This is a genomic window from Azospirillum sp. A26, from assembly GCF_042604635.1.
GTDB classification, from domain to species: Bacteria; Pseudomonadota; Alphaproteobacteria; order Azospirillales; family Azospirillaceae; genus Azospirillum; species Azospirillum palustre.
Window position 1 is genome coordinate 1945472 of sequence record NZ_CP170472.1, and the last position, 12046, is coordinate 1957517.

Here is a 12046-nt window from a genome sequence, read left to right on the forward strand (position 1 = left end):
CTAACACCAACGGAAAAAGTGTGATCTGGCGGGGACAAAGGTCGGGCTTGCGATGCCGGCAGATGGCGGCGTTTCAGGCCTCGGCGTCGGGCTGGCGGTCCGGAAGGGCGGCGGCGAAGGCCGGCAGGGCACGGCAGGCCGCGTCGATGCGCAGCAGCGTGGGATAACCGTCCAGCGGGCAGTCCAGGCGGCGGGCGTTCGCCATTTGCGGCACCAGCAGGATGTCGGCCAGACCGGGCTCGTCGCCATGGCAGAAGCGGCCGGTGCGCGGATCGCCGGCCAGCTGCGCCTCCAGCGCGGTCAGGCCGACGGCGATCCAGTGCCGGTACCAGCCATCGACCTCCTCCTGGCTGTGGCCCATGGTCTTCAGGTGGTTCAGCACCCGCAGATTGTTCAGCGGGTGAAGGTCGCAGGCCACCGCCAGCGCCAGCGCCCGCACCCGCGCCCGGCCCAGCGGATCGGCCGGCAGCAGCGCCGGGGTGGGATGCGTCTCGTCCAGATACTCGATGATGGCGAGCGACTGGGTCAGCACATGATGACCGTCCGGCCCGTCGACTTCCAGCGCCGGCACCAGATGTTCCGGGTTGAGGTCGGCATAGGGCGGCTTGGCCTGCTCGCCCCGGCGCAGATGGACGAAGGCCTGGTCCGGGGTCAGGCCCTTCAGATTCAGGGCGATGCGCACGCGGTAGGCGGCGGAGGAGCGGAAGTAGGTGTGGAGTTTCACGGGATTGGGTCCGTTTTGGTTTTGCGGCGGCGATCCTGTATCGGAGCCTATCAAAGCCCCAGATAAGCCTGCCGCACCCGCTCGTTGCTGAGAAGGGCCGCACCGCTGTCGCTCAGCACGATCTCGCCGGTCTCGATCACATAGCCGCGGTCGGCGATGGCGAGTGCCGCATGGGCGTTCTGCTCGACCAGCAGGATGGTCGTGCCCTCGCGCTTCAGCCGCTGGACGGCGTCGAAGATCTCCGCGACCAGCAGCGGCGCCAGCCCCATGCTGGGTTCGTCGAGCAGCAGCAGGCGCGGCTTCGCCATCAGCGCGCGGCCAAGGGCGACGATCTGCTGCTGGCCGCCCGACAGGGTGCCGGCGGGCTGGTCGCGCTTGACCTTCAGCACCGGGAACATCTCGTAGAGCCGGTCGATGTCGTCGTCCGGCTTGCCGCTGCCCCGGCGGTAGGCACCGAGGCGGAGATTGTCCTCCACACTCTGCGGTCCGAACAGCTGCCGCCCCTCCGGCACCTGCACCACCCCTTCGGCGACGCGGCGCGACGCCTTCATGCCCGTGATGTCGCAGCCGTCGAAGGTGATGCGCCCGCTGCTGGCGGGATGGACGCCGGACAGGGTGCGCAGCAGCGTCGTCTTGCCGGCCCCGTTGGCGCCGACCAGCGCCACCAGCTCGCCCTCCCGCACGGTCAGGCTGGCCGATTTCAGCGCGTGGATGCGGCCGTAATGGCTGTTGAGTCCCTCGATCTCCAGAAGCATGGGTGGCCCTCCTTACGGTGCGGCGCCGAGATAGGCGGCGATGACGTCCGGGTTGGCCCCCACCTCCTGCGGCGTGCCCTCGGCCAGCATGCGGCCCTGGTTCAGCGCGGTGATCCGGTGCGAGATGCCCATCACCATCTTCATGTCATGCTCCACCAGGACGATGGTCACGCCGCCGGCCGCCACCGTCTTGATCACCTCGTCGATCTCGCGGCTTTCGGTGGCGTTCAAACCGGCCGCCGGCTCGTCCAACAGAAGCAGCTTCGGCTCCGACGCCAACGCGCGGGCGATCTCCAGACGCTTCAACGCGCCGTAGGGCATGGAGGCGGCGTCGGCATCGACGTACTTCTCCAGCCCGACATCGGCCATCAGCTGCGCCGCCCGGTCCTTCGCCTCGCGGTCCTTGCGCACCAGCGAGGGCACGCGGAACAGCGCCGGCAGCAGCCGGGTGTTCAGGTGCAGGTGCCGCCCGACCATGACGTTCTCCAGCGCCGTCATGTTGAAGAAGATCTGCAGGTTCTGGAAGGTGCGCGACATGCCGCGGGCGGCCAGCCTGTAGGGCGCCATGCCCGACACGTCGGCCCCGTCGAACAGCACCCGGCCACCCGACGGCTTGTAAACGCCGGTCACAAGGTTGAACAGGGTGGTCTTGCCCGCGCCGTTCGGCCCGATGATCGAATGGATGTCGCCGGCGGCGATGGAGAAGCTGAGGTCGCCGATGGCGAGCACGCCGCCGAACTCGCGGCTGAGATGCTCCACCTTCAGGATCGGCGGGCCGACGCGGCGGGCCTGTGCGGTCATGTCCGGGGAGAGGTCTGTGGTCGCCAGCATCTTCATGCCCGCCTCCGCGCCGGAAGCAGCGCCGCCAGGGTGGGAAGCAGCCCCTTGGGCATGAACACCATCGTCGCCATCAGGATGCCGCCCAGCACGATCTGCTGGTAGTCCTGGAAGACCGTCAGCGCCTGAGGCAGCAGCGTCAGCACCACCGCACCGACGACGGCGCCGAAGGTCGAGGCCATGCCGCCGAACACCACCATGGTGACCAGCTCGATCGACTTGAAGAAGTCGGCCTTGGCTGGGGTGATCAGGCCGGCGTAATGGGCGAACAGGCTGCCGGCCACGCTGGCGAACACCGCCGACAGCACGAAGACCATCACCTTGAAGCGCGCGGTGTCGACGCCGACCACCTCGGCCGCCACCTCCGACCCGTGGACGGCGCGCAAGGCCCGGCCCATCGGGCTGTCGATCAGGTTCAGCGACAGCCAGACCACGCCGACCAGCAGCACGCCGACCACCCAGTACCAGACCTTCTCGCCATACAGCTCGACGCCGAAGATCCTGAACGGCTCCACCATCATGCCGTCGGGGCCGCCGGTCAGGCCGCTTTCGGTGCGCAGCACGATGGACACGATGATGCCGATGCCGAGCGTCGCCATCGCGAGGTAATGGCCCTTCAGCCGCAGGATCGGCTTGGCGACCAGAAAGGCCAGCAGCCCGACGAAGACGGCGCCGGCCAGCAGCGCCACAATCGGCGGCCAGCCGTAGGTGCCGACCAGCACGCCGGACGCGTAGGCGCCGATGCCGAAGAAGCCGGCATGGCCCAAACTGATCTGCCCGGCATAGCCGATCAGCAGGTTCAGCCCGACGCAGACCACGGCGTTGAAGCCGGCCAGGATGGCGATGTCGAGATAGAAGTTGTTGGGCAGGAAGGCCGGCAGGACCGCGATCACCGCGCCCAGCGCCAGAAGCCCGGTCAGCCGCCCGTGAAGGAGTGCGTTCATCGGGGATAAATCCTTACACCCGTTCGGTGCCGCGCTTGCCGAACAGCCCGTTCGGCATGAAGAGAAGGACGGCCAGGATGATGACGAAGGCCACCGCATCCTTGTAAGCCGACGAGATGTAGCCGGCGCCCAGCGCCTCGGCGATGCCGACGATCAGCCCGCCGGCCACCGCGCCCGGCCCATGGCCGAGCCCGCCCAGAACCGCGGCGGTGAATCCCTTCAGCCCCAGCATGATGCCCATCTCGGTGTAGGAGAAGGTGATGGGGGCGACCACCGCCCCGCCGACCGCGCCCAGCGCCGCCGACAGCGCGAAGGAGGCCAGCACCACCCGCTTCACGTCGATGCCGACCAGCTGTGCGGCCAGCCGGTTGTGCGAGGTGGCGAGCATCGCCTTGCCGGTCAGCGTCCTGGCGAAGAACAGGCCGATGGCGACGATCAGCACGCCGGCCGTGCCCACCACCCACAGCGACTGCGGCTGCATCGAGGCGCCCAGGATCTGGATCGGCGTCTCGCCCGAGAAGGCGTCCAGCCGCTTGAAATCCTTACCCCAGACCAGCTCGGCGACGCCGCGCAGGAAGATCGAGGCGCCGATGGTGATGATGATGAGCGTGACGGTGGAGGCGTTGCGGGCGCGTTCGACCGCGAATTTCGCCACCAGGACGCCGACCAGCATGGCGCCGCCGCAGCCGATCATGATCGCCAGCGGCAGCGGCACGCCCGACGCCGTCAGGGTGGCCGACGCCATGCCGCCGATCATGATGAACTCGCCCTGGGCGAAATTGATGACGTGGCTGGCGTTGTAGATGATCGAGAAGCCGAGCCCCGCCAGCGCATAGATCGCGCCGATGGTCAACCCCGACAGCAGATATTGCAGCAGTTCCGCGAACATCGTTGGGTTCCTGATGTTCTCCCCGCGCACAATTCCCCCTCTCCCCCCTGGGGAGAGGGTCGGGGTGAGGGGGATGCGTGGGGTGGATTGAACGGGGGGCTACGGCGTCGCTTGTCGAAAAAAGCCACGCTGTGCATCCCCCTCACCCTAACCCTCTCCCCAGGGGGGAGAGGGAATAACAGCGGACCGCCGGTTTACTTCACCAGCGCCCAATCGCCTTGGCGGACCTCCACCATGTGGAAGGCGTCCAGCGTCAGGCCCATGTGGTCCTTGGCGCTCATGGTCACGGTGCCGCCGGTGCCGACATAGCCCTTGGTCTGCTCGATGGCGTCGCGCAGCTTGGCCTTGTCGGTGCCGCCGGCACGCTTCACCGCGTCCAGCGCGATCATCAGCCCGTCATAGGCATGGCCGGCGAAGGTCGACACCTCGGTGTTGAAGCTGTCCTCGTAGACCTTGGTGAACTCGGTCACGACCTTCTTCTGCGGGTCGCTGTCGGCAAGCTGTGCCGCGACGACCAGACCGGCGGCCGGCAGGCGCACACCCTCGGCGGCACCACCGGCCAGCCGGATATATTCCTTCGATGCCACGCCATGCGACTGGTAGAGCGGCAGCGAGATGCCGAGCTGGCGGTAGTTCTTGGTCACCACCGCCGGCCCCTGGCCCAGGCCGAACACCAGCACCGCCTGCGCTGCGGCGTTGTTCTTGACCTTGGTCAGCTGGGCGGTGACGTCGGTGTCCTTGGCGCCGTAGGTCTCGTCGGCGACCAGCTCGATCCCGCGCTCCTTGGCGACGGCGACGGTCTGCTCGCGGCCAGACTTGCCGAAGCCGCTGTCCTCCGACAGCAGCGCCAGCTTGGTCAGCCCGCGCTTCTTCATGTCCTCCATCACCTTTTCCGCCGCCATGCGGTCGGTGTGGGGGGTCTTGAACACCCACTTCTTCACCGGCTCGACGATCACCACGGCGCCGGCCAGCGAGATGAAGGGCACGCCGGCGCGCTCCACCAGCGGCACAGCCGCCATGGTCGCCGCAGTCGTGGTGCCGCCGACGATCACGTCGACGCCGTCGCTCTCGATCAGGCGCTTGGTGAAGGAGGCCGCCTTGTCCGCCGCACCGCCATCGTCATAGACGGTCAGTTGCACCGGCCGTCCGCCGACGCCACCCGCCTTGTTGATGCGGTCGGCATACAGCTCCAGCACCTTCTTCTCCGGGTCGCCGAGGAAGGAGGCCGGGCCGGTGGCAGAGACGATGGCACCGATCTTGATCGGGTCCGCGGCCTGGGCGACCCCCGGCATCAGACCGGACACCGCCGTCATGGCGGCCATGGCGGTGAAGGCGATGGTGGCAAGCAGGCGATTGCGCATGATGTCCTCCCTGATGCTGTCCCGCTTGTCGCCGGACCGGGCGGCGGCCCGATCCAGGCGCTGCGGAACGATTTGCCGCACATAATGTTTCAAACGAAATGGTTTCGGAAGAAAAATTTCAGCGAGCGCAACCACAATCGAATTGCGGATGTTGCCACCTGCTTCCCCTTTCCTTTGCGATCCCTCCAGCTTGGCACCGGGAAATCGTCATTTCGTTTTATGACACAAATTTACTTTGAGATGCCAACCTAGTGTATCACATTAATGATTGTCAAACGGAAAGTCCGGGTTGCCTCCTATCGGCGGCGGACCTGCTTTCCGCCTCCCGGCCCGCGCTGTCGTGGCACTGGCCCAACCGGCCCCGGGTTTCGTATACAACTCCGTCGCGCACCCCCGCTTCAACACACGACGCCAGCCGCATCGATAAGGACGCCCCCTCCGCATGGCCCGCCCGCGCCGCCCCGAAGACCTTGCCGCCCAGCTGACCGAGACCATCGCGCCGCGGGCGAAGTCGCTGATCATCACCGTCTATGGCGACGCGGTGCTGCCGCATGGCGGATCGCTGTGGCTGGGCAGCCTGATCGAGCTGATGGACCGGTTCGGCATGAGCGAGCGGATCATCCGAACTTCGGTCTTCCGGCTGTGCAAGGACGACTGGCTGACCAACACCCAGATCGGCCGGCGCAGCTTCTACCGCGTCACCGAGAGCGGGAAGGAACGCTTCGCGGCGGCCGAACGGCGGATCTACGCTCCGCTGGCCCGGGAATGGGACCGCGGCTGGGACCTGCTGATGGTGCCGCCCAACGCGCTGGATGCCGAGACGCGGGATGCCCTGCGGCGGGAGCTGACCTGGCAGGGCTTCGGCGCCGCGTCGGCCACCGTCTACGCCCACCCCAACTGCGACGAGGCGGCGATGCACCGCTCGCTGGCGGAGTTGGGCGTGGCCGACAGGATCGTCCACATGAAGGCCAGCCTGGACCGGGCGGAGGGGTTCGGGGCGCTGCGCGATCTGGTGCGCGGCTGCTGGGACATCGATCAGCTCGAACACGACTATGCCGCGTTTCTGGATCACTTCCGTCCGGTCTGGGCGGCGGCCGATGCCGCGGAGGCGCCCGACCCGGCCGCCTGTTTCGTCCTGCGCACGCTGATGATCCACGATTTCCGCCGCATCCTGCTGCGCGACCCGATGCTGCCGCCCGACCTGTTGCCGGCGGACTGGCCGGGACAGGAATCGCGCATGCTGACCCGCAACCTCTACCGCCGCCTCGCCGGCCCGTCGGAAGCCTTCCTGATGCAGGCGGCGACCACCGCCAACGGCCCCTTGCCGGAAGCCCAGCCCGCCTTCCAGGGCCGGTTCGGCGGGCTGGAGACCATTGTCGCCAGCTAATATAAGCATTCCCGGATCGAGCGGTTCCGGCGTCCTGAGAGCAGCCACACCAAAACACCACAGGTCCGGCCCAGAAAAAGACGATACAGTCGACGATCGTCCCCAATCGACCGAAGGCTGGAAAGCTGTCGATGCTGACCATCGTCTACCGCAGCGAGGCCATCGACCGGCTTCCCTACAGTGCGCTTGCCGACATCTGTCTGTTCAGCGCCCGCAAGAACTCTGAACAGGGCATCACCGGCTTCCTGGTCGAGTTCGGGGGCATCTTCCTCCAGGTTCTGGAAGGCGAAGCGGAGGCGGTGGACCGGTTGTTCGCCCGCATCGTCGACGACCCGCGCCATCGCGACGTGACGCCGCTGCTGCGGGAGACTTCGGGTGGGCCGCCCGAATTCGGTTTCTGGGCGATGAATTTCGGCCCGCTCGACACGCCGACCTTCTGGCAGGCGATCTTCGGCACTCCGATGCGCAGCGAGGAATTCCGGCAACGGTCGCACGGGGCCGGCTTCGCGCGCGATGTGCTGAGCCGCGCCTACATGCACGCCTGCATCATCGCCGATGTCGACCCCGCCGCCCGCGACATGGTGCGCGGCAACATTCCCGTCCTCGTTCGGTCCTGAACGCGGCCCTGCCCGCCGGGCATCCCGATACCTATCCCGCGATTTTCGTTGCTTGAGCGAACGAATTGATCTGGATCAATTCGCAGCCTCCCCACGATTATCTTTTCAAATCAATGGATTACCTAGGTAATTCCCTGAATTGAAGCGATACAGATATCATTGATAGCGAGAATTTTCTGTGTCATATAAAGACCACAGGGCGCCGATGGAAATGTGAGCGCCCGCCGAAAAGCCCCGGAGGAGACGCCCCCATGTCCAAGGACTACACCCCCATCGCCAACACGATGGAGCTGCCCCCCGCCACGCCGCAGCCGAACGTCTACCCGCTGTCCTGGGTGTCGCAGACCAAGAAGCTGGAAGAGGTCTATGCCGCTGCCCAGCGCGAGAACTGGGACCCGGCCAAGCTGCCCTGGGACAGCTTCGACGTGTCGCGCTATTCGTGGGAGGAGCGGGAGGCCATCGCCTACTGGTGGACCATCCTGTCGGTGTTCGACGCCTCCGCCCCGCCGGTCTTCGCCCACGCCCTGATCAAGACCTACGAGGTGCATGAGGAGGACCCCGTCCGCCGCTGCTTCTTCTCGGTCACCCGCGACGAGCAGAACCACGAGCAGATGTGCGGCCTCGCCATCACCAGGCTGCTGGAAGCCACCAGCCCGCTGACCTACGAGCCGAAGACGGATCTCGGCCGCCGGTTGCAGAAGAACGCCCACTGGCTCTACTACAATGGCGGGCGCTATTGGGACGGCTACAAGAAGGCGGTTCCGAAATACTCGCTGGCCGTGCTGTTCAGCTCCTTCCTGATGGGCGAGATCGCGGCGGCGACCATCTTCCACCAGATGGCGGCCGGTTGCAGCGAGCCGGTGTTCAAGGAGGCCTTCCGCAACATCGGCCGCGACGAGGGCCGCCACATGGCGATCTGCATGTCGGTGATGGAGCGCGACTATCCCCATCTGGCGGTGGAGGACCGCTCGATCATCACCAAGCAGATCCGCGCCGGCTACCTGTTCCTGTCTGCCGTCCTGTTCGAACCGCCGCCCCAGTTCTGGGACCTGCCCGACGACTTCATCGCCACCCAGCGCGAGGCCGAGGCCATCGCCCGCAACGCCGGCTTCCACATCCCGGATTACGAGGCGAAGAAGGAGAACTGGCGCAACGCCATGCTGAACTTGAAGGGCGTGCTGGACCGCTACGACATCCCGTTCCCGGCCATCCCCGAGGTCGGCATCACCGGCGAGGAAGTGCGGGACGTCGACATGGACGAGATCATCCCGGTGTTCTGAGCAGGCCTGTCTGAACGCTCCCACCCCCTTCCCTGCCCTTCTTCGAGGGTCAGGGAAGGGGGTATCACGTCTCCAATCCCGTCCAAGGATCCCGCCGGTGAGCCGCATCCGCCTCCACCCCTCGGGCCGCACGGTCGAGTGCCGTGACGGCGAGACCGTCCTGTCGGCGCTGGAACAGGCCGGCTATGCCCTGCCCAACAACTGCCGCGCCGGCGCCTGCGGCGAATGCAAGGTCAAGGTCCTCAGCGGCCAGTTCGACCAGGGCATGGTTCTGGACATGGCGCTGTCCCAACCCGAGCGGAAGGACGGCTATGGCCTGATGTGCATGGCCAAGCCGATCTCCGACGAGCTGGTGATCGAATACGGCACCGCCGACGCCCAGCCCAAGCTGTTCCCGCCGCGCGAGAACGTGCTGTTCGTCGTCACCGACCGCATCCCACGCACGCCCCGCATCGTGGAACTGCGCCTGCGCCCGCTGGGCCAGCCGCTGCGCTACTGGCCGGGCCAGTATGTGATGCTGGGCGATGCCGCCGCCGGCGCGCCGCCGCGCTGCTATTCCATCGCCAACGCGCCCCGTCCGGACGGCGAGATCGTGCTGCAGGTGACCCGCGTCGACGGCGGCCCGACCAGTGGCTGGATCCACGACACGCTGACGGTCGGCAGCATGGTCAAGCTGTCCGGCCCCTACGGCACCTTCATCGGCGACCCGTCGGTGGACAGCCCGGTGCTGTGCATGGCCGCCGGCTCCGGCCTCGCTCCCATCCTGGCGCTGACCGACGCGGCGCTGCGCCGCGGCTATCGCCCGCCGGTGACGCTGCTGTTCTCCGCCTGCACCAGAGCCGACGTGTATGAGCTGGGTCTGCTGAGCTACTGGCAGGCCAAATACCGCAACTTCAAGGTCAAGGTGACCCTGACGCGCGAAGAGGCCGCCGGCCATCTGACGGGCCGCATCCCGGCGATCCTGCCCGGCCTGTTCCCCGACCTGTCCGGCCACGCCATCTTCACCGCCGGCAGCCCCGCCTTCGTCGACTCCTGCGTCGCCGCCGCCCGCGCGCTGGGCGCCAGGGACGACCAGCTCCACAGCGAAGGCTATGTCTCGCAGCACATCCCGGAAACGCTGCCGGCCGACCGGCTGATGGCGGTTGGATAACGGGAAACAGGCACCTCAGGCCTTGCGGACACCGGCGATGAAGCCGTCGATCTCGCGGGTCAGGTCCTTCGACTGGCCGGCGAGTGATGCTGCGGCGGCGAGCAGCTGGTCGGCGGCCGCACCGGTTTCGCCGGCACCCGCCCGGATGTTGCCCATGCCGCCGCTGACCTCCTGCGCCCCGTCGGCCGCCCGGATCACGCTGCGGGCGATCTCCTGGGTCGCCGCCGCCTGCTGATCCACCGCCGCGGCGATCCCTGACGCGATGCGGCTGACCTGGGCGATGGTTTCGTTGATGCCATGGACGGCGGTCACCGCCTCCTGCGTCGCATCGCGGATGCCCTTGATCTGGCCGACGATGTCCTCGGTCGCCTGCGCGGTCTGGTTGGCGAGGCCCTTGACCTCCGACGCCACGACGGCGAAGCCCTTGCCCGCCTCACCGGCGCGCGCCGCCTCGATGGTCGCGTTCAGCGCCAGCAGGTTGGTCTGGCCGGCGATGGAGTTGATCAGTTCCACCACGGCGCCGATCCGTTCGGCGCTCTCCGCCAGAACGGTGACCGCCTCGTCGGCCCGCTTCACGTCGGACACCGCGGCATCGGCGATGCGGGCGGACTCCGCCACCTGCCGGCCGATGTCCTGGACCGAGGCGGAGAGTTCCTCCGTCGCCGCGGCGGCGGTCTGCACGCTGTCGGCGGAGGCGCTGGCGGAGGCGGCCACCTGCTCCGACCGGCCGAGGCTCTGGTCGGCGATGCCGGTCAGGGCGCGGGCGGTCGATTCGAGCTGCTGGGCGGACGAGGCCAGCGCCCCGGTCAGACCGCCGACGCGGACCTCGAAGCCCTTCTGCAAGTCGGCCAGGGCCGCGACGCGGGCCTCCTTGGCATGCCAGTCAGCCTGCTGCTGGCGGTCGAGTTCCTTCGCCCGGACCAGCCCCTCCTTGAACACCTCGACGGCGCGGGCCATGCCGCCGGCCTCGTCGTCGCGGTCGGCACCCGGCACCGTCACCGCCAGATCGCCGGCCGCCAGCCGGTCCATGGCGACGGTGACGGCGCTGACCGGCCGGGCGATGCCGTCGCCAACCTTCCAGGCCACCACGCATCCCAGCGCGACGCAGCCGAGGCTGACCAGCACGATCAGGACGGCGAGCCGGTTCGCATCGGCCATCACGCTGGATTGCGGCGCCGCCACCATGAAGGACCAGGCCCCCTCCGCGCCGGAGAAGCGCACCGGCGCCAGCCGCAGATAATGCGGCGCCCCGGCAAGCATGACGAGGCCGTCGAAGGCGCGGCCCTCGGCGACGGCGCGGCGGGCGGCCTCCGGCAGGTCATCGGCAGTCTTCGACAGCCTGCCGTCGTCGGGATGGGCGACATAGAGGCCGGAGCCGGTCAGCACCGCGGCGAAACCGTCGCCATAGGGCTTCACCGAGCGGACAAGATCGGTCAGGCCGCTCAGCGCCATATCGACCCCGGTGACGCCGATCACCCGCCCCCCGCCTGCCGTCCCGTCGATCACCGGGGCCGCGGCGCTGGTCATCAGCCGCTTGGTGAAATCGTCGAGATAGGGCTCGGTCAGGACCGGCTTTCGGGCGGCGGCGGCCGACTTGTAATATTCCTTCTCCTGCACATCCGCGAAGGGATAGCCCTCGCTGTCGTCGGCATGGACCCCCTTGTCCCCCGGCAGCCAGAGCAGGCTCATCCGGCCGGTCTTGGGCAGGCCGAGAATCTCGGTGGAGCGGTCATGGTCGGCGAACGCCGCATCCCGGCTGTCGAACCCGTCGTCGGCCATGTCCACCCACACCCCGGCATAGAGCGGGTTGGCCTCCGCCACACGGGCCAGGTAGCGGTTCACCGTTTCGCGCCGCGGGGTTCCGGTGGACCGTTCGACCTCCACGAGGGCCGCGGCGGCACGGGCGGCGTCGAGTGCTGCGGCCAGGTCGGCGGCGACCCGCGCCCCATGGCGGTCCGCCATCTCGGCCGCCAGGGTCTGGGCGGCCTTGTGCCCGGCGTCGCGCGACAGGGTGAGCGACACCGCCGTCACCGCGGCGGCGCCCGCCGCCAGAACCGCCGCCACGCCGATGATGATCTTCGTCCTGAACCGAGCCTTCATGC

At 67.9% G+C, this 12046-nt stretch carries 11 protein-coding genes; 4 read left to right on the forward strand and 7 right to left on the reverse strand.

Going from position 1 to position 12046, the window contains the following annotated elements:
- Positions 1-73: 73 nt before the first annotated feature.
- The 6 genes from maiA to ABNQ39_RS09835 form a co-directional block, all read right to left on the reverse strand.
- A complete protein-coding gene (gene maiA / locus ABNQ39_RS09810) occupies positions 74-724 on the reverse strand; it encodes a maleylacetoacetate isomerase (protein ID WP_376957297.1) in 651 nt (216 codons plus the stop codon).
- A 50-nt stretch (positions 725-774) separates the two neighbouring features.
- The gene (locus ABNQ39_RS09815) at positions 775-1479 is read right to left on the reverse strand and encodes an ABC transporter ATP-binding protein (RefSeq protein WP_098739096.1); all 705 of its coding nucleotides are present in this window, start codon (positions 1477-1479) and stop codon (positions 775-777) included.
- 12 nt (positions 1480-1491) lie between these two features.
- Positions 1492-2316, reverse strand: coding sequence for an ABC transporter ATP-binding protein (locus ABNQ39_RS09820; RefSeq protein ID WP_376957300.1), 825 nt, complete (start codon positions 2314-2316; stop codon positions 1492-1494).
- Complete coding sequence (locus tag ABNQ39_RS09825; RefSeq protein WP_376957302.1) at positions 2313-3260, reverse strand: branched-chain amino acid ABC transporter permease; 948 nt, start codon at positions 3258-3260, stop codon at positions 2313-2315. The genes ABNQ39_RS09820 and ABNQ39_RS09825 overlap by 4 nt, the downstream gene beginning before the upstream one ends.
- Before the next feature lie 13 nt (positions 3261-3273).
- Positions 3274-4149 carry a branched-chain amino acid ABC transporter permease gene (locus ABNQ39_RS09830; protein ID WP_376957304.1) on the reverse strand — a complete coding sequence of 292 codons (876 nt, stop codon included), beginning with the start codon at positions 4147-4149 and terminating at the stop codon, positions 3274-3276.
- A 194-nt stretch (positions 4150-4343) separates the two neighbouring features.
- Positions 4344-5510: an ABC transporter substrate-binding protein gene (locus tag ABNQ39_RS09835; RefSeq protein WP_376957306.1), complete on the reverse strand. Its 1167-nt coding sequence runs from the start codon at positions 5508-5510 to the stop codon at positions 4344-4346.
- A gap of 442 nt (positions 5511-5952) precedes the next feature.
- Here ABNQ39_RS09835 and paaX point away from each other — a divergent pair, with 442 nt between their 5' ends.
- From paaX to ABNQ39_RS09855, 4 genes are all read left to right on the forward strand, one after another.
- Positions 5953-6897, forward strand: coding sequence for a phenylacetic acid degradation operon negative regulatory protein PaaX (gene paaX, locus ABNQ39_RS09840; RefSeq protein ID WP_376957308.1), 945 nt, complete (start codon positions 5953-5955; stop codon positions 6895-6897).
- 131 nt (positions 6898-7028) lie between these two features.
- The gene (locus tag ABNQ39_RS09845) at positions 7029-7514 is read left to right on the forward strand and encodes a BLUF domain-containing protein (protein WP_376957310.1); all 486 of its coding nucleotides are present in this window, start codon (positions 7029-7031) and stop codon (positions 7512-7514) included.
- Between the two features lie 251 nt (positions 7515-7765).
- A complete protein-coding gene (locus ABNQ39_RS09850; protein WP_376957312.1) occupies positions 7766-8794 on the forward strand; it encodes a hypothetical protein in 1029 nt (342 codons plus the stop codon).
- Positions 8795-8891: 97 nt separating this feature from the next.
- Positions 8892-9944: a 2Fe-2S iron-sulfur cluster-binding protein gene (locus ABNQ39_RS09855; RefSeq protein WP_376957314.1), complete on the forward strand. Its 1053-nt coding sequence runs from the start codon at positions 8892-8894 to the stop codon at positions 9942-9944.
- Between the two features lie 15 nt (positions 9945-9959).
- Here ABNQ39_RS09855 and ABNQ39_RS09860 read toward each other — a convergent pair whose 3' ends face one another.
- Entirely contained in the window at positions 9960-12044 is a 2085-nt protein-coding gene (locus ABNQ39_RS09860) for a methyl-accepting chemotaxis protein (protein WP_376957316.1), read from the reverse strand.
- Between the last annotated feature and the right edge of the window lie 2 nt (positions 12045-12046).